Origin of the sequence: Mycolicibacter kumamotonensis (genome assembly GCF_002086285.1) — a bacterium.
In the GTDB taxonomy this organism is placed as follows: Bacteria; Actinomycetota; Actinomycetes; order Mycobacteriales; family Mycobacteriaceae; genus Mycobacterium; species Mycobacterium kumamotonense.
In genome coordinates, this window is sequence record NZ_MVHU01000036.1 from 1 (window position 1) to 20,630 (window position 20,630).

Sequence of the window (20,630 nt, forward strand, 5' to 3'; positions counted from 1 at the left end):
CACGATGATGGTGCCGAAGATGCCCACCCCCAGGCCATGGTCCTGGCCCCGGCAGATGACGCCGTCCCGGTGCGCGTCGGGGTGGCCATCTTCGGCACCATCATCGTGTTCGCGCTCATCATGGGCGCCCGGGCGGTGAACCGCCGGCCCGGACGGGGCTCGACATGGTGATCTCCGCGCCGCCGGTGTTCCGCGCGGGCTAGCGCGGCCCATCCCCTACCGTGAGCCAGATGGGCCGAATCGGGGAACTGCGCCGATCCTCGCCGCTGGCACTGCTGGTCGGGGTGGCCGCTGCCAGCGTCGGCGTCATCTACGGCTATGACCTGTCCAATATCGCCGGCGCCCTGTTGTTCATCGAGCGCGATTTCGGGTTGACCGAGCCCCAGCAGGAGATGATCGCCACCGCGACCGTGATCGGCGAGATCGCCGGCGCCGCCGCGGGCGGCTGGCTGGCGAACACCATCGGGCGCAAGAGCTCGATGGTCGCGGTGGCCCTGACCTATGCGGTCTTCGCGCTGGTGGGGGCGGCGTCGACGTCGGTGCCGATGCTGACCGTGGCCCGACTGCTGCTCGGCGTCACCATCGGGGTGTCGGTGGTGGTGGTGCCGGTGTTCGTGGCCGAGTCGGCGCCGGCCGCCGCCCGCGGAGCGCTGCTGGTCACCTACGGGGTGGCCACCGTGATCGGGATCATCGCCGGCTACCTGTGCGCCTACCTGCTGGCCGGCACCGGCAACTGGCGGGCGATGCTGGGGCTGGCCGCGGTCCCCGCCGTGCTGGTGACGCTGCTGCTGGTCCGCATCCCCGACACCGCCCGCTGGTATCTGCTCAAGGGCCGCGTCGAGGAAGCACACCGCACGCTGCGGCGGATCGAACCGAACGCCGATGCGCAGCGGGAGTTGGCCGAGATCGGCCGGACGCTGCGCGAGGAGCAGCAGGGCGGCGTCGGGGTGCTGCGCGAAATGCTGCGGCCGCCCTACCTGCGGGCGACACTGTTCGTGGTGACACTGGGCTTTTTCATCCAGATCACCGGTATTAACGCGATCGTCTACTACAGTCCCCGGCTTTTCGAAATGATGGGATTCCAAGGCGATTTCGCGCTGCTGATCCTGCCGGCGCTGGTGCAGGTCGCGGCCCTGGCCGCCATGCTGGTCTCGCTGGCGCTGATCGACCGGGTGGGCCGCCGTCCCATCCTGATGTCGGGGATCACCGCGATGATCGTCGCCAATGTGCTGCTGATCGCGGTGTTCGCCGCCGGTGCGGTGTTCGGCGACGCGCTGGCGGCGGTCAAATTCGCCGGGGTGCTGCTGTTCACCGTCGGCTACACCTTCGGATTCGGCTCGCTGGTGTGGGTGTACGCCGGGGAGAGCCTGCCGGCCCGGCTGCGCTCGATGGGATCCTCGGCGATGCTGACCTCGGATCTGGTGGCCAATGCGATCGTCGCCGGGGTGTTTTTGACCATGCTCACCACCCTGGGCGGCGCCGGAACGTTCGCGGTGTTCGGGGTGCTGGCACTGCTCAGCCTGGCTTTCGTCTACCGCTACGCCCCGGAGACCAAGGGCCGCCAACTCGAAGACATCCGGCACTTCTGGGAGAACGGCGGGCGCTGGCCCTCCCAAGAGGCGACCGCCCCCGAGATCGGCACGTCGGCATGTCGGTGATCAGCGCCGGTGCCATCGTGCTCGACGGCCGGGTGTGCCGGCCCGGCTGGCTCACCGTCGACGCCGGGCGGGTCAGCGCCTGCGGGTCCGGGGCACCACCGGTTCCGGCCGACGACGATTTCGCCGATTGTGTGGCGGTGCCGGGCTTTATCGACATGCACTGCCACGGCGGCGACGGTGTCTCCTACCCCGAGGCCCCCGAACGCGCCGCCGCGCTGCACGCCGCGCACGGCACGACCGGCGGGCTGGCCAGCCTGGTGACCGCCGCCCCCGACGTACTGCTGGCCCAGGTGCGCACCCTGGCCGACGCGACCCGGCGCGGGGTGGTGAACGGCATCCACCTGGAGGGGCCGTGGCTGAGCGGGCGGCATTGCGGTGCGCACGATCCGTCGTGGCTGCGCGGACCCGACCCCGGCGAGATCGATGCGCTGCTGACCGCGGGCCAGGGTGCGATCGCGATGGTCACCTTAGCGCCCGAGCTGCCCGGTGCGCCTGCCGCGATCAGGCGTCTTGTGGACGCGGGAATCGTTGTGGCCCTGGGCCATACCGATGCCGCCTACGAGCAGACGCAGGCCGCGATCGACGCCGGCGCGAGCGTGGGAACCCACCTGTTCAACGCGATGCGTGCGTTGCATCACCGCGAGCCGGGACCGGTGCCGGCGCTGCTGGGCGACCCCCGGGTGACCGTCGAGCTGATCGCGGACGGCGTGCACCTGCACGCGGGCGTGGTCCGTCATGTCGTGGCGGCCGCCGGCCCCGACCGGGTCGCTCTGGTCACCGATGCGATGGCCGCCGCCGGAGTCGGCGACGGCGCCTTTACCCTGGGCGGGCTCGGCGTCGACGTCAGCGGCGGGGTGGCCCGGCTGCGCGGCACCGCCACGATCGCCGGCAGCACCGCCACCATGGACCGGCTGTTCGCGACGGCCGTGGAACTGCTCGGCGGCGACGACGCGGCGCTGGCCGCGGCGGCGCGCATGACCGCCGCCACCCCGGCAAAGGCGTTGGGCCTCGACGGCGTCGGGGTTTTGACCGTCGGGTCCGCGGCTAATCTGGTGGTGATGAACGCCGAGCTGCAGGTGCTGCGGGTGATGAGCCGCGGGGTCTGGCTGACCGAAGGAGAACCATGAGCGAGCCCACGATCACCGATGTGCCCGAGCAGCACCGCTATGAGATCAGCGTCGACGGGGTGCGAGCCGGGCTGGCCGCCTACCACGACAGCGGCGACCAGCGCGATTTCCACCACACCGAGATCGACAAGGCGTTCGGCGGTCAAGGGCTGGCCAGCAAGCTGATCGCCTACGCGCTGGCCGACACCAAGGCCGCGGGCAAGCAGATCGTGCCGAGTTGCTCGTTCGTGGAGGCCTACGTGGCCAAGCACCCGGAGTACGCCGCTCAATAAGGTGAATTGGCGCAGCTCGGCTCGGTGGTGGCGTTGATCCGGTGGTCTGCGCCGGGGTATGCCGATTCGGCCGAGGCCGCTCAGCCACGCGCCTTCGCCCGCCAACGGTCCGGGTCCGCTTCCAGGGCAGCGCGATCCCAGTTGCCGCGCACCGCCGCCGCCTCATAGGTGTCTTGTAGGAACTCCAGCAGGACTCGGTCCGGGTCGGGCGCCTGCCGCACCGCCTCGTAGGGCAGCACGAATTCGCCCATCTCCTTGCTGTAGGACGCCTGCGCGGGCCGGACCGGATGGTCGGCGAAGCCATCGGGTTCGGGGTAGCCGTAGGCGTAGAAGCCACCTTCCTCCCCACCCCCGGGCCAGAATCCGCAGCTGCTGAGTTCGTGCGAGTAGCCTTCCACCATCACCCAGTCCCCACAGTTGGGTGCGCCCCCGGGGTGCGTCGGGGCGCCACGTCCGGAGAACCGGGTACAGGCCAGATCCATGGCGCCCCAGAAGAAGTGAACGGGGCTGACCTTGCCGATGAAGCGGGACCGGAACCGGCCCAGCACCCGGTGCGCCTGCACCAGTTGCCGCCAGAACAGCTGGGCGGCCTGCGGGTCATAAGAGGCGTGCTCGACGTCCTCGGCGAACGGCACGGCAGGCTCAACCTCGTTGGGATGGGACTGGATTCGGGTTTGCAGACCCAGCTCGTCGAGCGTCGACATGAGCATGCTGTGAAACTCCGCCACCGATTGCTCCCGCAGCGCAATGGCACGAGACGCTCCGGAGCTGGTGCGGATCGCCAACTGGTGCTCGATGAAGTCGAATTCGACGTCGAAAACGTCGCTGCCGTAAGGGATCGCCGACGTGGTGAGCCACGGGGCGTGACATACAACGTGACCTGCCACCAGTGGTTCACCAAAGGTGCATGTGCCAGGCGGATCTTGCCGACGATCTGGGTCCACATGTGCAGGGTGTCCCGGGTCGGGGCCCAGTCGTCGAGACGAAGGCGAGGCCAGGCGGATTCGCTCGTCATGATCCCCTACTTACCCGTTTGCGGAACCGGTCACACCGTCGCGTCCGGCAGGCCGGCCGGCGCGCAGGTTGTCCGACGACGTGGCAGCCCACGCGGTGGCGAACAGGATCAGCCGCACCGTGATGTAGGCGAACACCAGCAGACCCAACACCGGGCCGAACACCGCCCCGGCCGGGCCGTTGACCACCGACTGCAGATACACCGAGCCGGCCTGTTTGAACAGCTCGTAGCCGACCGCGGCGATCGCGCCGGCCCGCGCCGCGCTGGCGAGGCTGACCGACTCGCGGGGCAGCCTGGCGATCATCCAGGTGAACAGCAGCCACGACACCGCCACCGCCATGCCCAGCGACGCCACCCGCAGCAGCGCACCCAGCAGGTCGAAATCGGGAACACCGGACCAGCGCAGGATCTTGCGCATCAGTTTCGGGTCCGCCAGCGCGGTCAACGCGATCGTGACGATCATGGCACCGAACGCCCACAACATCGCCACCAGGTCCGACAGCTTCGCCGACACGAAACCCGGCTTCTCCGAACGTGTTTCCCACATTTCGGAGAGAGCCTCGCGCAGGTTGGCCATCCAGGTCAGGCCCACCCAGGCGGCGGCCGCCAGCCCGATCACACCCACCGAGGCGCGCGATCCGATCGCGGAGTCCATCAGGGTCACCAGCTCGTTGCCGAACTCGCCGGGGATCGAGCGCTTGATCCGGCGTTCGATCTCCTCGAGTACCTCGGGCCGTCGCGACAACAGGAAACCGCCGACGGAGAACCCGACCATCGCCAACGGGAACAACGCGAAGATGGTGTAGTAGCTCATCCCGGCGGCGAAGAAGTTGCCCTGGCAGTCGTCGTAGCGCTCCTGCGCCCGGACCGCGTGGTCGAACCAGCGGTAGCGGGCCCGCAGCCGGTCGATGACACCTGGCTTCGCGGCGCCGGTCTGGTCGGTCGAGGTCTTACTCATGGCGGCGACGGAAGGAATCCCACCCGGTCGTACACCCGCGCGATGGTCTCGGCGGCCACAGCCCGGGCCCGCTGGGCGCCGGCGGCCAGCACGGCCTGCAGCTCGCCCGGATCGGCCAGCAGCTCATCGACGCGGGCCTTGATCGGCGTGACGAACTCGGCGACGGCCTCGGCGGTCTCCTTCTTCAGGTCGCCGTAGCCGCGGCCCGCGTAGCCCTCCACCAGTTTCTCGATGCTCTCACCGGTGATCGCCGATTGGATGGTCAGCAGGTTCGACACCCCGGGCTTGGCCTCCGGGTCGTAGCGGATCTCGCGTTCGGAGTCGGTGACGGCCGAGCGAATCTTCTTGGCGCTTTTCGCCGGGTCGTCGAGCAGGCTGATCAGCCCGGCGTCGGTGGCCGCCGACTTGCTCATCTTCGCCGTCGGGTCGGCCAGGTCGTAGATCTTGGCGGTTGCCTTGGGGATCATCGGCTCCGGCACCACGAAGGTATCGGGGAAGCGGGCGTTGAACCGCTGCGCGACGTCGCGGGCCAGTTCCAGGTGCTGACGCTGGTCCTCGCCGACGGGCACCACATCGGTGTCGTAGAGCAGCACGTCGGCCGCCATCAGCACCGGGTAGGTGAACAGGCCCACGGTGGTGGAGTCCGAACCGTGCCGCTGCGACTTGTCCTTGAACTGCGTCATCCGCGCGGCCTGCCCGAATCCGGTGAAACAGCCCAGCACCCAGGCCAGTTCGGCGTGCGCGGGCACATGGCTCTGCACGAAGATGGCGCTGCGGGCCGGGTCGATCCCCAGCGCCAGGTACTGCGCGGCCGTCACCAGCGTGCTGCGGCGCAACGTCTCGGGGTCCCATCCCGGGACGGTGATGGCATGCATGTCGACGACGCAGAACAGCGCGTCGTGATCGTCCTGCAGTTCCGCCCAGTGGGTGATCGCCCCCAGCGCGTTGCCGAGGTGCAGCGATGCCGAGGTGGGTTGGACGCCGGAGAAGACGACGGGCCGGGATCGGGAAGTGCTCATGATTGCTCGATCCTGTCACGCCCCCGCGGCGGCGGCCCCACCTGGTAACAGAGCTACTGCTCTGTTATGGTGGCCGCCATGCCCCGCCCACGCGTGCACGACCCCGAGCGGGTGCTGGACGCCGTGGAGTCGCTGGCGGCGCGTTCGGGCCCCGCGGCGGTGACGATCCGCGCCGTGAGCGAGCTGACCGGTGCCTCCAACGGCGCCGTCTACCACGCGTTCGGGTCACGCGCCGGGCTGGTTACCGCTGCCTGGCTGCGGGCCGCGCGGCGCTTCCTGGCGCTGCAGAGCGAATTGGTCGATGCCGCGTCGGAACCGACCGGGGCGGTGATCGCGGCCGCCGACGCCCCGGTGGCTTTCGCCGAACGCCACCCGGACGCCTCCCGGCTGCTGCAGGCGATCCGGCACGACGCCCTGCTGGACGAAGACCTGCCCGACGAGGTCGCCGCGCAGCTGCGCGGTGTCGAGGCCGAGCTGGTCGCGCTGCTGATCCGGCTGGCAGGCGCCCTCTGGGACCGTCGTGACGCCGCCGCCGTCGACACCGTCACCACCTGCGTGGTCGACCTGCCCATCGCCATCGTGCTCAGCCGGAATCGGCTGGGCAGCAGCACCGCCCGCGCCCAACTGCACGCCGCCGTACGGGCCGTCCTGGCCGTCGGACCGAGAAAGGAACCACCCGCGTGAACCTGACCTATGACGACAAGACCGCCCTACTGGACCTCGGCGACGACGAAAACCGCTTCTCCCCAGGCTTTCTCGACGAGATCGACGGTGCGCTCGACGACGTGGTGGCTTCCGGCGCGCACGGCCTGGTCACCACCGCGGGCGGCAAGTTCTACTCCAACGGCCTGGACCTGGACTGGCTGGCGGCCAACAGTGACCGCGGTGACTGGTACGTCGCGCGGGTACACGCCCTGCTGGCGAAGGTGCTGACCCTGCCGGTGCCGACCGCGGCGGCGGTGGTCGGGCATGCGTTCGGGGCCGGCGCGATGCTGGCGATCGCCCACGACTTCCGGGTGATGCGCGCCGACCGCGGCTTCTTCTGCTTCCCCGAGGTCGACATCCGGATCCCGTTCACCCCCGGTATGGCCGCGCTGATCCAGGCCAAGCTCGCCCCGCAGGCGCAGGTGGCGTCGATGACGACCGGCCGCCGCTTCGGCGGGGTGGACGCCGCCGCGGCGGGCATCGTGGACAGTACCGCCGGCGAAGGTGCGGTGACCCCCGCCGCGATCGAGGTGCTGCGGCCGCTCGCCGGTAAGGACCCGGGCACGCTGGGCGCGATCAAGGCCGGCATGTTCGGGCCGGCGGTGGCCGCGCTGGGCGGCTGAACCGCCAACCGCGCCGGCGGACGGGGTGCTTGCCCCAGCCGTGCAGGCCCGGATCGCAGATGCGACGCTGAAACCCGATGTCCGCGATTCCCGACACCAACCAGCGCACCCGCACCGACCGGTGCCCCGGGGTATTGCGACCCTGGCCGGCCGCGGACGGCCTACTGGTTCGGCTGCGCCTGGTCGGCGGTCGGCTTCCGGTGGCGTCGCTGGCGCGACTGCTGCAGGTCAGCGCCGAGTTCGCCGACGGTTCGGTCTACCTGACCAAGCGGGCCAACCTGCAACTGCGGGGCCTGCCCGGCCGCGAGGGGCGGCTTGATCCGGCCGCCGTCGCCGCCATCGAATCCACCGGGCTGCTGCCGTCACGCAGCCACGAGCTGGTCCGCAACATCCTGGTGTCCCCGCAGACCGGGTATGCCGGGGGGCGCGTCGATCTGCGCCCGGTGGCGCAGCGGCTCGACGCGCTGCTCTGCGGCGACCCACAGCTGGGTCGGCTGCCGGGACGCTTCCTGTTCGTCCTCGACGACGGCCGCGGCGACCTGATCGACCGAACCGCCGACGCAGGCCTGGTGGCGCTCAGCGCCACCGAGGCACAGTTGCGGGCCGGCCAGAACTGGGGCGCGGTAGTCCATGTCGCCGACGCCGCCGAACAGCTGGCCGCCCTGGCGCGCGCATTCCAGGCCGCCCGCGGCGACGGGCCCGACGCACCCTGGCATATCCGTGAACTTCCGGCGCTCTTCGGCGACGTTCACGCCGCCGACGCGCGCCTGCCCGACCCTTCGGGTCCACTACCCTGTGGCCCGGTGCCCGGCGGCACCCACGTGGCGGTCCCAGGCGGCGTGCTCACGCCGGAGCACGGGTGCTCGCTGCTGGCGCACACCGACCTTGTGGTGACGCCGTGGCAAGGTGTCTTCATCCCCGATGCACAGGAGACGAATCCGTGACGAGGCCCATGACACGTCCCACGAAGCGGTATTCCTACCTCGACGACGGCCCGGCCATCTACCTCGAATCGTTCGCGACCATCCGCCGCGAATCCGACCTGTCTCACATCCCCGCGAACGCCGAGCGGCTCGCGGTGCGAATGATCCACGGTGCCGGCCAGACCGACGTCGCCAAGGACCTGTTGATTCACCCCGACGCGGTGCCCGCCGGGCGGGCCGCACTCGACGGCGGGGCACCGATCCTCTGCGATGCCCGGATGGTGGCGGTCGGGGTGACCGCCGGGCGGCTGCCCGCCGGCAACGAAGTGCGCTGCTACCTGCGCGACGAACGCGTTCCGGCGCTGGCGCAGGACTGGGGCACCACCCGTTCGGCGGCGGCGGTCTCGCTGTGGGAGCCCGAACTGGCCGGCGCCGTCGTCGCGATCGGCAACGCCCCCACCGCGCTCTTTCATCTACTGGAGCTGATCCTGGACGGCGGGCCACGCCCGGCGGTGATCGTCGGCTGCCCGGTGGGGTTCATCGGCGCCGCCGAGTCCAAGGAGGCGTTGGCCGCCCTGCACGAGCACGGCATCGACATCCCGTTCGTGACCGTGCGCGGCCGGCGCGGTGGGTCGGCCATCACCTCGTCGGCGTTGAACGCCCTGGCCTCGGATACCGAATGACAGACACAGCCGGCCGTTTTTATGGCGTGGGCCTGGGCCCCGGTGACCCGGAGCTGATCACCCGCAAGGCAGCCCGGATCATCGCCGACGCCGACGTGGTCGCCTACCACGCCGGGGTCAACAAGGCCTCGTATGCGCGCACCATCGCCGCCGACCTGATCCGAGCCGGCGTGACCGAAGAGGAGCTGCGTTACCCGGTCACCACCGGGGTCACCGACCACCCCGGCGGCTATGCCGGGGCGCTCGCCGACTTCTACGAGCAGTCCGCCGCCCGGCTGGCCGCCCACCTGGACGCGGGCCGCACCGTGGCGCTGCTGACCGAGGGCGATCCGCTGTTCTACGGCTCGTTCATGTACATGCACGACCGGCTTTCGGCGCGTTTCGACACCGAGATCATTCCCGGCGTACCGGCTTTCAGCGCCGCCACCGCAGCGCTCGGGATGCCGCTGGTGCGCCAGACCGATGTGCTGACCGTGCTGCCGGGCACCTTGGGCGAGCATGAGCTGGCGATGCGGCTGGCCGACACCGACGGCGCCATCATCATGAAACTGGGCCGCACCTTCCCGGCCGTGCGCCGGGCGCTGGCCGCCGCGGGCCGGTTGGAGCACGCCTACTACGTCGAGCGGGCCAGTCACCCGCAGCAGCGCTGGCTGCCCGTCGCCGAGGTGGAGGAAGCCAGCGTCCCCTACCTGTCGCTGATCGTGGTCGACGGGGATTCCCGCAACGGTCAGCGCTCCCGGACACCGGCCGACCAGACCGCCGCTGTCGTGGAGCCGGTGCATGCTACCGCCGAACTTCTCGTGGTCGGCCTCGGTCCGGGCCCGGAAGGCTGGCTCACCGGCGAGGCCGCCGCGGCGCTGGGCGCCGTCGACCACATCGTGGGCTACGGACCCTACCTCGCGCGGATTCCACAGCGGGCCGGGTTGCAGCGGCACTCCTCAGGCAACACCGTCGAATTGGACCGGGCCCGTTTCGCACTGGATCTGGCCGCACGCGGCGAGAAGGTGGCGCTGGTCTCCGGCGGGGATGCGGGAGTATTCGGTATGGCCTCGGCGGTGTTCGAGGCGGCCGAAGACGAGCGTTATCACCATATTTCGGTGCGGGTGCTGCCCGGGGTCTCGGCGGTGCAGGCGGTGGCGGCGGCGGCCGGCGCTCCGATCGGTGCCGATTTCGCGGTGCTGAGCCTGTCGGACCGGCTCAAGCCGTGGGCCGTGATCGAGGCCCGGCTACGGGCTATCGCCGATGCCGATCTGGTGCTGGCGATCTACAACCCGGCGTCACGCGCCCGGCCCGACCAGATCGCGATGGCCCGCAAAGTGTTGCTGGAGCACCGCGACCCGCAGACGGTGGTGGTGGTCGGGCGCGACATCGGCCGCGCCGAGCAGTCGTTGGCCGTGACCACGCTGGGCGATCTGGACACCGACGCGATCGACATGAAATGTCTTGTCCTGGTGGGGGCATCGTCCACGCGGGTCAACGGCTCGGGTCAGGTTTGGACGCCGCGATGGGTTCGCTGACGGTTCACTTCGTCGGCGCCGGGCCGGGGGCCGCCGATCTGCTGACCGTGCGTGCCGCGCGACTACTGGCCGACGCCGACGTGGTGCTCTACCCGGGCAGCTACCTGGACCCGGGTGTTCTTGAACAATGCTCCAGCACAGCAGAATTCGTCGACACCGCCGATCTGGACCTGGATGCGATCGTGGGCCGCATCGTCGCGGCCCAGCGGGCCGGTCGGCGGGTGGTGCGATTGGTGTCAGGCGATCCGTCGCTCTACAGCGCGGTCTTCGAACAGACCCGGCGGCTCGATGCGGCGGGAGTGCCGTGGGACATCACTCCCGGGGTGCCGGCCTATGCGGCGGCGGCCGCCGTGCTGGGCCGCGAGCTCACGGTTCCGCTGGTGACGCAGTCGGTGGTGCTGACCCGGGTCCAGGCCGCCTCCACCGCGATGCCACCGCGCGAATCGCTGGGCGCGTTCGCCGCCACCGGGGCCACCCTGGCGCTGCACCTGGCGATCACCCGGACCCGAGAACTGATGAGCGAACTCGAGTCCGGATACGGGGCGGACTGCCCGGTCGCGGTGGTCTACCGCGCCTCGCAGCCCGACCAACTGGTGTTGCGCGGGACGGTCGCAGACATCGCCGATGTGGTGGAGACCGCAGGATTACGTTCGGCCGCGGTCATTCTGGTGGGCCGGGCGGTCGCGGCTCTGCCCGATCCGTGTGCCGGCGAGAGCCACCTCTACGACCCGGCGCGGGACCGGTCACCAGGCGGCTAGTAGTCGGCCACTGGCGCGTCGAGCGTGTAATCACTGCGAAAAATCGTGCGAGATCTCGCAGGGAGTACACGCTCGGCGGGTCCTGTTACGTCGTGAGCGCCCACTGGGTGACCGCCCGCGCGGGCCTCCAGCCGGTGAAGGAGCCCAGCGGGCCGGCGTGTTCGACCTGGATGCGGGTCAGCTCGCCGCCGTGGGCGCGGTAGGCCGCCACCAGCAGCGTCTCGGTTTCCAGCGTGACACCGTGGGCGACCAGTCGCCCACCGGGCCGTAGCCGGGTCAGGCACGCGTCGAGTACCCCGGGCCGGCTCAGCCCGCCGCCGACGAAGACGGCGTCCGGCGCGGGCAGATCTGCCAGCACCTGCGGCGCCGCGCCGCAGACCACCCGCAGTGCGGGCACCCCGAGGTTCCGGGCGTTATCCGAGATGCGCTGCGCCCTGGTCTGATTCGCCTCGACCGCGATGGCCCGGCAGCTCAGGTGGGCACGCATCCACTCGATGCCGACCGAGCCGGCGCCAGCGCCGACATCCCACAGCAGCTGTCCGGGCGCCGGAGACAGCCGCGCCAGCGCGGAGGCCCGCAGGTCGCGTTTGGTGAGTTGCCCGTCGTGGTCGTAGGCCTGGTCGGGCAAGCCGGGCACCCACCCCCGGCCCGACCCCGGCGGGCAGGCCAGCTCCAAGGCGACGATGTTGAGCCGCGGCATGTCGCCGGTGAACGTCTCGGCGGTGAAGTCCGCCCTCGACTCGGCCTCGCCGCCCAGGTCACCGAGAACCGTCATCCGGCTGGGCCCGTAGCCGCGCTCGATCAGCAGGGCCGCGAGCTGCGCGGGTGTCGTCTCATCGGCAGAGAGCACCAGCACCCGCCGGCCCTGCGCCAGCTCGCGCAGTACCGCATGAACGTCGCCGGCCCTGATGACCGCCGCCGACTCGGCCGGCCACCCCAGCCGGGCCCGGGCCAGCGCTACCGAGGAGACCGCCGGGACCACGGTGACGTGATCGGCGCCCAGCAGCGCGATCAGCGTGCTGCCCACACCCGACAGCAGCGGATCGCCGGAGGCCAGCGCTACCACCTGCCGCCCGCTCAGGCCGTCGAGCAGCTCCACCAGCCCCGCCCGCAGCGGCGAAGGCCAGGTGTGTCGCTGTTGGCCGTCGACCGCCGGCAACAGTGTCAGGTGGCGGGGTGCACCGATCACCACGTCAGCGGCCGCGAGGGCCGCCCGCGCCGCGGCGCTGAGCCCGGCCCAGCCGTCGGCGCCGATGCCGATGACCACGAGACGTTCGGCGGCGGGCACAGCGGCGATCGTAGCTAGGTCAAGCGTTCGGTGAGGAACTGCACCACCCGCTTGCGCGCCTCGTAGGCGGGGTGGCCGTCGACCTCACGGACCTGATCGGTGAGCACCGAGTGCGCCATCCGGGACAGGCCGTGCGGGTTGCCCGGCGAGGAGTCGATCTCGATCACCTCGAAGGCGTCCCCGAGCCGCGCCTTCAGCGTCTGGAACCGGTCGCCGGGGGCCATCTTGTCCTCGCTGAACCGCAGGCCCAGCGCGCACAGCCCATCGTTGGCGGCGCGGTCGGCGACCACGCCCAACTCGACCTCGGAGAGCCCCGGGTCGCGGCGGCGGCTGAGCGTCAGCGGGATCGGCACGGACGGTTGGCTGAGCACCGGGGCCAGTACGGCGTCGTCGACGGCGGCGGCCAGCGCGAAGCCCCCGGTGAAGCACTGGCCGATCACCCCGACGCCCTGGCCGGGAGTCTTCTCGTTGAGGTCACGGGCCAGCGCCCGCAGGAACTGGGTGACCGGACGCTGTTTGTCGGTGGCGAACGCGGCGAACTCCCGGGTCACGCAGGCGCGAGCGATCGTCGTCAGCGCGTAGCCGGGTGTGATCGCCTTCCCGGGCCGGCCGAACAGCGAGGGAATCGCCACGGTGAACCCGTTGTCCACCAGGTGATTTCCCAGGCCCAGCACTCCGGGATGCAATCCCGGGATTTCCGGGATCAGCACCACCCCGGGCCCCTGCCCCTTGCGGTACACATCGTGGGTGAAACCCCCTCCGGTGAACGGCTCCGCGATCCATCCGGTCAGGTCTGCTTCGGGTGCAGTCATCTCTGGTTGTCCTTTCGGTCGGTGTTAGGGTATCGGCGCGAAGTGCCAGGGAAGTCGGTGTGAGTCCGACACAGGCCCGCTACGGTGTTCCGCGGCGCGTTGTGATCGATGCGCCACGGTCAGTCCGAATACCGGCTTCGCGTTGCCAACACACGTTGGTCATCACGAGCGGAGCCTCACATGCAACAGCTGTACCCGTTCCCCGCCGTCCTCGGCGGCGACCCGGACGCCCCGGGCGGCCTCGACGACATGGCGCTGGCGCTTGTACTCAGCGCGATCTCCCCCGGCATCGGCGGGGTGCTCATCCGCGGCGAGAAGGGCACCGCCAAGTCGACGCTGGTACGCGCGCTGGCCCAGGTACTGCCACCCATCGACGTGGTGGCCGGCGACCGGTTCTCCTCCGACCCCACCGAGGCCGACCCGCTCTCCCCCGACGGCCCGTTCCCCGCCGGCACCGCCGTCCAGACCCGCCCGGTGCGGCTGGTGGAGCTTCCGGTCGGCGCCACCGAGGACCGGGTGGTCGGGTCGATCCACCTGGAGCGCGCGCTGGGCGCCGGCGTGGTCGAATTCGAGCCGGGGCTGCTGGCCCGCGCCAACCGCGGCATCCTCTACGTCGACGAGGTCAACCTGCTCGCCGACCACCTGGTCGATCTGCTGCTGGACGCCGCCGCGATGGGGCGGCTGACCGTCGAACGCGACGGGGTTTCGGTCACCCACGCCGCCCGCTTCGTGATCGTCGGGACGATGAACCCCGAGGAAGGCGAGTTGCGCCCGCAACTTCTCGACCGCTTCGGGCTCACCGTTGACGTGTCCGCGCCGCGCGATCCGGCGTTGCGCGCCGAGGCGGTACGACGCCGGCTGGCCTTCGACGCCGAACCCGAAACCTTCGTGCGCGCCTACGCCGCGGCCGAGGAACGGCTGCGGGCCCGGATCCGTCAAGCGCAGGAACTGCTGCCGCAGGTGCTGCTGACCGACGCCGCGCTGGTCAAAATCGGTGAGATCTGCGCGGCATTCGAGGTGGACGGGCTGCGCGGTGACATCGTCTGTGCCCGCACCGCGGTCGCCCACGCGGCCTGGCAGGGCCGCGACACCGTCAACATCTCCGATCTGCGGGTCGCCGCCCGGCTGGCACTGCCGCATCGACGGCGGCGCAAGCCATTTGACGCCCCCGATCTCGACGAGACCGAGCTGGACGAACTGCTGCCGCCGGAGGATTCCGGGCCCGAGCCCGACCCCGAACCCGATGGTCCGCCGGACGGCGGTAACGCCGCACCGCCCGAGGAGGACGGCCCGGCGCCGGCCAAACCGGGCCCCACCTCGACAGTTGGTGCCGACTCCCCTTACCGCGCACGGCTTTTCACCGTCGCCGGGGTCGGAGCGGGCCGTTCCGGCCGACGCAGCCGTGCCCGCACGAGTACCGGACGCCGGGTGGGTGCCACCGCGGCGACTACCAGCGGCGGGCTGCACCTGTTCGAGACACTGCGGGCCGCTGCACCGCATCAGGGCGGCCGCGGCCGGATTGGTGGCCGGATGATTGTGCGGCCGGAGGATCTTCGCCGCGCCGTCCGGGAGGGCCGGGAGGCCAACCTGGTGCTGTTCGTCGTCGACACCTCCGGGTCGATGGCCGCCGCCGAGCGGATGCGCCACGTCAAGACCGCGATCATCTCGCTGCTGCTGGATGCCTACCGGCGCCGGGACCGGGTCGCGGTGGTGACGTTCCGCGGCACGCAGGCCGAAGTGGTGCTGCCCGCGACCGGGTCGGTGGAGATCGCCGCCGCGCGACTCGACGAGGTCGCCGCCGGAGGCCGCACCCCGCTGGCCGAGGGCCTGATCGAAGCCGGCGAGGTGATCCGCCGGGAACGGCTGCGCGACCCGGCCTGCCGCCCGCTGCTGGTGGTGCTGACCGACGGTCGGGCCACCGCCGGCGCCGAGCCGGTCGAGCGGTCCCGCCGCGCCGCGGTTCGCCTTGCCGAACAGGGCTTTTCGGCGGTGGTGGTGGATTGCGAGAGCGGTCGGATGCGGCTCGGTTTGGCGCGTACGCTCGCCGATCAGCTAAGGGCCGAATACGTCCCGTTGCCGCAGGTGAGTGCCGAGGCGCTGAGCGACATCGTGAAGGGGGCCGCCTGATGCCGAAGGGACAACCGTTGACGGTGCCCGACGACAACCTGACCACCCGCCAGCGTCGCAACCGTCCGCTGCTGATGGTGCATACCGGCGACGGCAAAGGGAAGTCGACCGCCGCGTTCGGGATGGCGTTGCGCGGCTGGAGTCAGGGCTTCGACATCGGTGTCTTCCAGTTCGTGAAATCGGCCAAGTGGCGCGTCGGCGAGCAGACCGTACTGGAGCGGCTCGGCGCCCTGCACGACCAGACCGGCGAGGGCGGCCCGGTGCAGTGGCACAAGATGGGCTCAGGGTGGTCGTGGAGCCGCAAGGCCGGTAGCACCGAGGATCACGCCGGCGACGCCCTGGCCGGCTGGACCGAGGTGAAACGCCGCCTGGCCGATCAGACCCACGACCTGTACGTGCTGGACGAATTCACCTACCCGATCAACTGGGGCTGGGTGGACGTCGACGACGTGGTGGAGACCCTGCGCGGCCGGCCGGGCCACCAGCATGTCGTCATCACCGGTCGCCGCGCTCATCCGCAGCTGGTCGAGATCGCCGACCTGGTCACCGAGATGACCAAGATCAAGCATCCGATGGACGTCGGCCAGAAGGGCCAGCGCGGCATCGAATGGTGAGTGTGGTGGGCATTTCGCTGCCCCGTCTGGTGGTGGCCGCGCCCGCATCCGGGCACGGCAAGACCACCGTGGCGGTCGGGCTTATGGCGGCGCTGGCCGCGCGCGGCCTACATGTCAGCGGGCACAAGGTGGGCCCGGACTACATCGATCCGGGCTATCACGCGCTGGCGACCGGCCGCCCGGCCCGCAACCTGGATCCCTGTCTCGTCGGCGCGGACCGGATCGTGCCGCTGCTGTTGCACGGTGCCGCCGGGGCGGATATCGCCGTGATCGAAGGCGTGATGGGGCTTTTCGACGGCCGGCTCGGCTCCGACGGTGAGGCCTCCACCGCACACGTCGCGGCGCTGACGGCGAGCCCGGTGTTGCTGGTCGTCGACATCTCGCACGCCTCCCGGACCCACGCGGCGGTGGTGGCGGGCCTGGCCGGCTTCGACCCGGCGGTGCACGTCGCCGGGGTGGTGCTCAACAAGGCCGGCAGCGCCCGGCACGCCGACGACGTCGTCACCGCGTTGCGCCCCACCGGTATTCCGGTGCTGGGGGTGCTGCCACGCGATGCGGACGTTGCCACGCCGTCGCGGCATCTCGGGCTGGTGCCGGCTGCCGAACGCGACGAATCCGGTACCGCGCTGCAGCGGCTGTCCCGGTTGATCGCCCAGCATGTGGACCTCGATGCGGTATCGGCCCTGGCACACCAAGCACCGGAGGTGGCGGGTCAGGCCTGGGATCCGGGTGCCGAGGTGCACGCCGCATCCTCGGCCCGGCCCGTGGTGGCCGTCGCCGGCGGGCGGGCGTTCACGTTCGGCTACACCGAGACGTTCGAGCTGTTGCGTGCCGCGGGTTGCGAGGTGGCCCGTTTCGACCCGCTCACCGACTCGTGCTTGCCGGCCGGGACCGCCGGGATCTATCTGGGCGGCGGGTTCCCCGAGGTATACGCCGCCGAGTTGGCCGGCAACACCGCGCTGCTCGGGGCGCTGCGGGCGGCGATCACCGCGGGGGTGCCGACGGTCGCCGAATGCGGCGGGCTGGCCTGGCTGTGCCGCACGGTGGATGAGGTCCCGGGGGTCGGGGCGCTGCCCGCCGACGCGGCGATGTCGCCGCGGCTGGCCCTGGGCTACCGCACCGCCACCGCGCCGGCAGACAACCTGCTGGCTCGAGCCGACGATCGGGTGACCGGGCATGAATTCCACCGCACCCGAGTCACTTTCGCCGGCCCGGTCGCGGCGGCTTGGCAGTTCCCGGATGGCCCGGAGGGCGTCGCCGGACCCAGCCTGCACGCGTCTTACCTGCACACCCATTGGGCCGGGCATCCGCGGCTGGCCCAGCGCTTCGCCGACGCCGTGCATGCGTTCACCGGCCCGGACCTGCACCATCACGGTGATATCGAGGCGCGATCCGGGCTGGTGGATTTCGCGGTGAACGTCTACGCCGGGCCGCGGCCGGACTGGCTCGATACGGCCCTGCACGCATCCCTCGACGACGCCGCCGGCTACCCCGACGCGTCGGCCGCCCGCAATGCCCTGGCGGCCCGGCATGGCCTCGGGGTCGACGAGGTGCTGCCCACCGCGGGTGCGTCCGAGGCCTTCGATCTGGTGGCCCGGCTGCGCCGGTGGCGACGGCCGGTGGTGGTGCACCCGCAGTACACCGGGCCGCACGCCGCGCTGATCGCCGCCGGCCACACCGTCTGCACTGTGCTCTGCGGTGCCGACGACGGTTTCGCCCTGCGCCCCGACGCGGTGCCCGATGACGCCGACCTCGTCGTCGTCGGCAACCCCACCAACCCCACCGGGGTCCTGCACCCCGCCGCGGCGCTGCGCGGTCTGCTGCGGCCGGGCCGGGTAGTGCTGGTCGACGAGGCGTTCATCGACGCCATCCCCGGTGCACCGCAATCGCTGTCCGGAGAACGACATCCGGGGCTGCTGGTGAGCCGCAGTCTGACCAAGCACTGGTCGATCCCCGGGGTGCGGGCCGGGTATCTGCTCGGCGACCCCGGGCTGATCGCCGACGCGGCACGGCTGCAGATCCCCTGGTCGGTATCGGCGCCGGCCCTGGCCGCCATGGTGGCGTGCTCGGATGCGCGTGCCCTGGCCGAAAGCGAGCGCCGAGCACGGCAGTTGGCGCAGTGGCGAGATGAGCTGGGCGCGGCGCTGACCGCTCGCGGGGTGCCCTTCGTTGCCGGCGCCGCACCCTATGTGCTGGCGCGGCTCGGCCGCGCGGCACATGCGGCGTTACGCGACGGCGGTATCGCGGTGCGGCGTGCCGACACCTTTCCCGGTCTGGACAGCACCTGGGTGCGGATCGCGGCCCGTCCCCGCGAGTTGACCGATCTGCTGCTGAGCGCCCTCGACCGGGTCCGCGGCTGATGGCGGTCCGGGCGCTCGGGCTGCTGCTCGGCTACGCCGCCGACCGCGTCTGGGGTGACCCGCGCCGGTGGCATCCGGTCGCCGGGTTCGCGCGGTGCGCGCTGGCGGTGGAGCAGCGGCTGTATCGCGACAGCCGCGCCCGTGGCGTCGCCCAGGTTGTGTTGTTGGTCGCCGGGGCCACCGGGCTGGCCTGCGCCGCCGAGCGCTCGGCCCGAAACCCGGTGGCGCGTACGGCGTTGACCGCCTTGGTTACGTGGGCGGTGCTCGGTGGCCGCTCCCTGGAGCGTGAGGCCCGCGCCGTGCAGGACTTGCTGAATGCCGGAGCCGTCGACCAGGCCCGTGCCCGTGTGCGCCACCTCGTCGGGCGTGACACCGCCGGCCTGGGCCCGGACGAGATCGCCCGCGCGGTGGTCGAATCCGTGGCGGAGAACAGCTCCGATGCGGTGGTGGCCTCCTTCGTCTGGGGTGCGGCGGCCGGAGTTCCGGGATTGGTGGCGCACCGAGCGGTCAACACCCTGGACGCGATGATCGGCCACCGCGACGCCCGCTACCGCCGCTTCGGCTGGGCGGCGGCCCGGCTGGATGATCTGCTGGGACTGCCGGCCGCCCGGTTGAGTGGTGCGCTGGCGGCCGTCGCGGGCCCGGATTCCGTTGGCGCGGTGCGCGCGTGGCACCGCGATGCCCGCCACCATCCCAGCCCCAACGCCGGGGTGGTCGAGGCCGCCTACGCCGGGGCACTGGGCCTGCAACTCGGAGGTGTCAACAGCTACGGCAACCGTCGCGAGGACCGGGCACGGATGGGGCGCGGGCGGACGCCGACCGTCGCCGACATTCCGGCGGCGGTGCAGTTGGCCCGACGGGTCGGCGCCGGGGCTGCGGCCGCCGCGGCGCTGTGGTGTCTGGCGCGCGAGAGGGGGGCGCCGAACCTCGATGCCCTGAGCCGCAGTTCGATCCCGGCGGTGGTTCAGTGATGGGCGATCAGTTCGGCGGCGCGGTCTTCCTCGTCCGGCCGGACCTGGCCGGCAGCAGTCGATTTCAGCCGCCAGGTGCTGACCAGCCCGTCGGGGCCGGTCAGTTCGCCGGCGGCAAGCGCCTCGTCGATCAGGCCGCGGACGCGCGGTTCATCGGCAGCTTCGGCCGCGAACAGCACCCGCACCGTGACGTCGTCACCGGCGACGCGGTTTGCGGTGTGGTGCGGCGCGAGTGGGCACGGCGGCGGATGATCCCAACTTCCGCACAGCGCTGTGGTGATGGCCCCGCCCAGCGCGTTCGCAGTGCCACCGGATCGCATCACCACGACCGCGTCATGGGCGTAGGCACGGCGAACCACGGGTCGAGATGTTACGCGTCCCGCCGCGGATCGCGATAGGGCTTACGACGCGGTTCTAGTCAGTTCGATGACCGGGATGACCCGGTCGGTGCGTTCCCGGTAGGTGGCGAACCCCGGGTAGCGCTGCGCCTGGATCTCGTAGAGCCGGTCGTGTTCGTCGCCGGTGATCTCGGTGGCCGTGACAGGAAACGTCTCGGTGCCGATCTCAACGGTGGCCGACGGGTTCGCCCGCAGGTTGTGATACCAACCGGGGTGGTGGTCCTTGCCGTCGTTGGAGGCGAACACGAAGATCCGGTCGCCCTCGGGCAGATACATCATCGGGCTGGTACGGGGCCGGCCGGATTTGGCCCCGGTGGTGGTCAGCAGCAGCACCGGGGCGCCTTCGAACGGACCACCCAGTTTTCCGCCGCTGCTGCGGAACTCCGCGATGTTGCGGGCATTGAATTCCAGGACCTTCTTCGCGTCCATGGACATATCACCTCCTAGTCGATAGCGACGAAGTGCTCGATCATCGGCGGGGACTCGTAGAACTCGTGTAGCAACTGGCGCCACTGCGCAAACTCTGGCGACTTCCGGAAGCCCTCGGTGTGCGCCTCGACAGTCTCCCACTGCACCAGCAGCAGATAAAGGTTCGGCGACTCGATCGATCGGGACATCGAAATCCCCAGGAAGCCGGGCTGGGCCGAGATCAGCGGCCGCGCCTTGGCGAACGCCGCTTCGAATTCGGCTTCCCGGCCGGGACGGATGGGCAGCACTCCATGCTCGACAATCACGCCTGCCAGTCTGCACCGGCGCCGATGTGGCGAGCGTTACCCCCCTCCCCACTTGTCTGTGACCGAGA

At 71.0% G+C, this 20,630-nt stretch carries 20 protein-coding genes, 1 pseudogene and 1 riboswitch; of the genes and pseudogenes, 13 read left to right on the plus strand and 8 right to left on the minus strand.

The features are described 5' to 3' along the window. Positions 1–248 precede the first annotated feature (248 nt). The 3 genes from BST28_RS19010 to BST28_RS19020 are packed head-to-tail and all read left to right on the plus strand — an operon-like array spanning position 249 to position 3,057. The gene (locus tag BST28_RS19010) at positions 249–1,658 is read left to right on the plus strand and encodes a sugar porter family MFS transporter (protein ID WP_439116772.1); all 1,410 of its coding nucleotides are present in this window, start codon (positions 249–251) and stop codon (positions 1,656–1,658) included. Then, positions 1,649–2,785, plus strand: a complete 1,137-nt coding sequence (gene nagA, locus BST28_RS19015) for an N-acetylglucosamine-6-phosphate deacetylase (RefSeq protein ID WP_083082358.1) — start codon at positions 1,649–1,651, stop codon at positions 2,783–2,785. The genes BST28_RS19010 and nagA overlap by 10 nt, the downstream gene beginning before the upstream one ends. Beyond that, positions 2,782–3,057: a GNAT family N-acetyltransferase gene (locus BST28_RS19020; protein ID WP_019738213.1), complete on the plus strand. Its 276-nt coding sequence runs from the start codon at positions 2,782–2,784 to the stop codon at positions 3,055–3,057. The genes nagA and BST28_RS19020 overlap by 4 nt, the downstream gene beginning before the upstream one ends. An 80-nt stretch (positions 3,058–3,137) precedes the next feature. Here the strand turns inward: BST28_RS19020 and BST28_RS19025 are convergent. The 3 genes and pseudogenes from BST28_RS19025 to trpS all read right to left on the minus strand — a co-directional run bounded on the left by BST28_RS19025 (position 3,138) and on the right by trpS (position 6,049). Next, a pseudogene (locus tag BST28_RS19025) lies at positions 3,138–4,072 on the minus strand (DUF5996 family protein). Positions 4,073–4,082: 10 nt separating this feature from the next. Continuing rightward, positions 4,083–5,030 (minus strand): inner membrane protein YhjD, encoded by a 948-nt coding sequence (yhjD, locus tag BST28_RS19030; protein ID WP_019738212.1) that lies wholly within the window; start codon positions 5,028–5,030, stop codon positions 4,083–4,085. Beyond that, positions 5,027–6,049 (minus strand): tryptophan--tRNA ligase, encoded by a 1,023-nt coding sequence (trpS, locus tag BST28_RS19035; protein WP_083082359.1) that lies wholly within the window; start codon positions 6,047–6,049, stop codon positions 5,027–5,029. The genes yhjD and trpS overlap by 4 nt, the downstream gene beginning before the upstream one ends. 78 nt (positions 6,050–6,127) lie before the next feature. Between trpS and BST28_RS19040 the strand changes: the two genes are divergently transcribed. The 6 genes from BST28_RS19040 (at position 6,128) to cobM (ending at position 11,258) form a co-directional block, all read left to right on the plus strand. Further along, entirely contained in the window at positions 6,128–6,733 is a 606-nt protein-coding gene (locus tag BST28_RS19040) for a TetR family transcriptional regulator (RefSeq protein ID WP_029249417.1), read from the plus strand. Next, entirely contained in the window at positions 6,730–7,377 is a 648-nt protein-coding gene (locus tag BST28_RS19045) for an enoyl-CoA hydratase-related protein (protein WP_083082362.1), read from the plus strand. The genes BST28_RS19040 and BST28_RS19045 overlap by 4 nt, the downstream gene beginning before the upstream one ends. Before the next feature lie 77 nt (positions 7,378–7,454). Further along, positions 7,455–8,321 (plus strand): ferredoxin-like domain-containing protein, encoded by an 867-nt coding sequence (locus BST28_RS19050; protein ID WP_083082364.1) that lies wholly within the window; start codon positions 7,455–7,457, stop codon positions 8,319–8,321. Positions 8,322–8,329: 8 nt separating this feature from the next. Next, positions 8,330–8,983 carry a precorrin-8X methylmutase gene (locus BST28_RS19055; protein ID WP_207570142.1) on the plus strand — a complete coding sequence of 218 codons (654 nt, stop codon included), beginning with the start codon at positions 8,330–8,332 and terminating at the stop codon, positions 8,981–8,983. After that, positions 8,980–10,500 (plus strand): precorrin-2 C(20)-methyltransferase, encoded by a 1,521-nt coding sequence (locus BST28_RS19060; RefSeq protein WP_083082368.1) that lies wholly within the window; start codon positions 8,980–8,982, stop codon positions 10,498–10,500. The genes BST28_RS19055 and BST28_RS19060 overlap by 4 nt, the downstream gene beginning before the upstream one ends. Further along, positions 10,488–11,258 (plus strand): precorrin-4 C(11)-methyltransferase, encoded by a 771-nt coding sequence (gene cobM, locus BST28_RS19065; protein ID WP_083082397.1) that lies wholly within the window; start codon positions 10,488–10,490, stop codon positions 11,256–11,258. The genes BST28_RS19060 and cobM overlap by 13 nt, the downstream gene beginning before the upstream one ends. Before the next feature lie 85 nt (positions 11,259–11,343). Here the strand turns inward: cobM and cbiE are convergent, their stop codons facing one another. Together cbiE and BST28_RS19075 are read right to left on the minus strand one after the other, a co-directional pair. Then, the gene (cbiE, locus tag BST28_RS19070; RefSeq protein WP_083082371.1) at positions 11,344–12,546 is read right to left on the minus strand and encodes a precorrin-6y C5,15-methyltransferase (decarboxylating) subunit CbiE; all 1,203 of its coding nucleotides are present in this window, start codon (positions 12,544–12,546) and stop codon (positions 11,344–11,346) included. Positions 12,547–12,560: 14 nt separating this feature from the next. After that, a complete protein-coding gene (locus tag BST28_RS19075; protein ID WP_019736142.1) occupies positions 12,561–13,358 on the minus strand; it encodes a dienelactone hydrolase family protein in 798 nt (265 codons plus the stop codon). A 23-nt stretch (positions 13,359–13,381) separates the two neighbouring features. After that, a riboswitch (cobalamin riboswitch) is annotated at positions 13,382–13,512 on the plus strand. 26 nt (positions 13,513–13,538) lie between these two features. On the opposite strand from BST28_RS19075, the gene BST28_RS19080 reads away from it, so the two are divergent. The 4 genes from BST28_RS19080 to BST28_RS19095 are packed head-to-tail and all read left to right on the plus strand — an operon-like array spanning position 13,539 to position 19,430. After that, the gene (locus tag BST28_RS19080; protein WP_065287968.1) at positions 13,539–15,485 is read left to right on the plus strand and encodes a magnesium chelatase subunit D family protein; all 1,947 of its coding nucleotides are present in this window, start codon (positions 13,539–13,541) and stop codon (positions 15,483–15,485) included. Beyond that, a complete protein-coding gene (gene cobO / locus BST28_RS19085; RefSeq protein ID WP_065287969.1) occupies positions 15,485–16,099 on the plus strand; it encodes a cob(I)yrinic acid a,c-diamide adenosyltransferase in 615 nt (204 codons plus the stop codon). The genes BST28_RS19080 and cobO overlap by 1 nt, the downstream gene beginning before the upstream one ends. Positions 16,100–16,104: 5 nt before the next feature. Further along, the gene (gene cobBC, locus BST28_RS19090) at positions 16,105–18,459 is read left to right on the plus strand and encodes a bifunctional hydrogenobyrinic acid a,c-diamide synthase/histidinol phosphate aminotransferase CobBC (protein WP_234808331.1); all 2,355 of its coding nucleotides are present in this window, start codon (positions 16,105–16,107) and stop codon (positions 18,457–18,459) included. Beyond that, positions 18,459–19,430 (plus strand): cobalamin biosynthesis protein CobD/CbiB, encoded by a 972-nt coding sequence (locus BST28_RS19095; RefSeq protein WP_109510881.1) that lies wholly within the window; start codon positions 18,459–18,461, stop codon positions 19,428–19,430. Before cobBC ends, BST28_RS19095 begins: the two co-directional genes overlap by 1 nt. Here BST28_RS19095 and BST28_RS19100 read toward each other — a convergent pair. The 3 genes from BST28_RS19100 to BST28_RS19110 are packed head-to-tail and all read right to left on the minus strand — an operon-like array spanning position 19,424 to position 20,562. After that, positions 19,424–19,789 carry a hypothetical protein gene (locus tag BST28_RS19100; protein WP_065287971.1) on the minus strand — a complete coding sequence of 122 codons (366 nt, stop codon included), beginning with the start codon at positions 19,787–19,789 and terminating at the stop codon, positions 19,424–19,426. The two genes, BST28_RS19095 and BST28_RS19100, sit on opposite strands and share 7 nt — an antisense overlap. Positions 19,790–19,831: 42 nt before the next feature. Continuing rightward, the gene (locus tag BST28_RS19105) at positions 19,832–20,257 is read right to left on the minus strand and encodes a nitroreductase family deazaflavin-dependent oxidoreductase (protein ID WP_065287972.1); all 426 of its coding nucleotides are present in this window, start codon (positions 20,255–20,257) and stop codon (positions 19,832–19,834) included. Between the two features lie 14 nt (positions 20,258–20,271). Next, complete coding sequence (locus BST28_RS19110; protein ID WP_019738054.1) at positions 20,272–20,562, minus strand: antibiotic biosynthesis monooxygenase family protein; 291 nt, start codon at positions 20,560–20,562, stop codon at positions 20,272–20,274. Positions 20,563–20,630: the final 68 nt, after the last annotated feature.

Excerpts from the sequence above, each read along its gene's own strand:
- BST28_RS19075 (WP_019736142.1), bottom strand. The coding sequence starts at position 13,358 with ATGACTGCACCCGAAGCAGACCTGACCGGATGGATCGCGGAGCCGTTC.
- BST28_RS19050 (WP_083082364.1), top strand. The coding sequence starts at position 7,455 with ATGTCCGCGATTCCCGACACCAACCAGCGCACCCGCACCGACCGGTGC.
- cobM (WP_083082397.1), top strand. The coding sequence starts at position 10,488 with ATGGGTTCGCTGACGGTTCACTTCGTCGGCGCCGGGCCGGGGGCCGCC.
- BST28_RS19060 (WP_083082368.1), top strand. The coding sequence starts at position 8,980 with ATGACAGACACAGCCGGCCGTTTTTATGGCGTGGGCCTGGGCCCCGGT.
- cobO (WP_065287969.1), top strand. The coding sequence starts at position 15,485 with ATGCCGAAGGGACAACCGTTGACGGTGCCCGACGACAACCTGACCACC.
- trpS (WP_083082359.1), bottom strand. The coding sequence starts at position 6,049 with ATGAGCACTTCCCGATCCCGGCCCGTCGTCTTCTCCGGCGTCCAACCC.
- BST28_RS19095 (WP_109510881.1), top strand. The coding sequence starts at position 18,459 with ATGGCGGTCCGGGCGCTCGGGCTGCTGCTCGGCTACGCCGCCGACCGC.
- BST28_RS19080 (WP_065287968.1), top strand. The coding sequence starts at position 13,539 with ATGCAACAGCTGTACCCGTTCCCCGCCGTCCTCGGCGGCGACCCGGAC.
- BST28_RS19020 (WP_019738213.1), top strand. The coding sequence starts at position 2,782 with ATGAGCGAGCCCACGATCACCGATGTGCCCGAGCAGCACCGCTATGAG.
- BST28_RS19040 (WP_029249417.1), top strand. The coding sequence starts at position 6,128 with ATGCCCCGCCCACGCGTGCACGACCCCGAGCGGGTGCTGGACGCCGTG.
- BST28_RS19105 (WP_065287972.1), bottom strand. The coding sequence starts at position 20,257 with ATGGACGCGAAGAAGGTCCTGGAATTCAATGCCCGCAACATCGCGGAG.
- BST28_RS19055 (WP_207570142.1), top strand. The coding sequence starts at position 8,330 with ATGACACGTCCCACGAAGCGGTATTCCTACCTCGACGACGGCCCGGCC.
- nagA (WP_083082358.1), top strand. The coding sequence starts at position 1,649 with ATGTCGGTGATCAGCGCCGGTGCCATCGTGCTCGACGGCCGGGTGTGC.
- yhjD (WP_019738212.1), bottom strand. The coding sequence starts at position 5,030 with ATGAGTAAGACCTCGACCGACCAGACCGGCGCCGCGAAGCCAGGTGTC.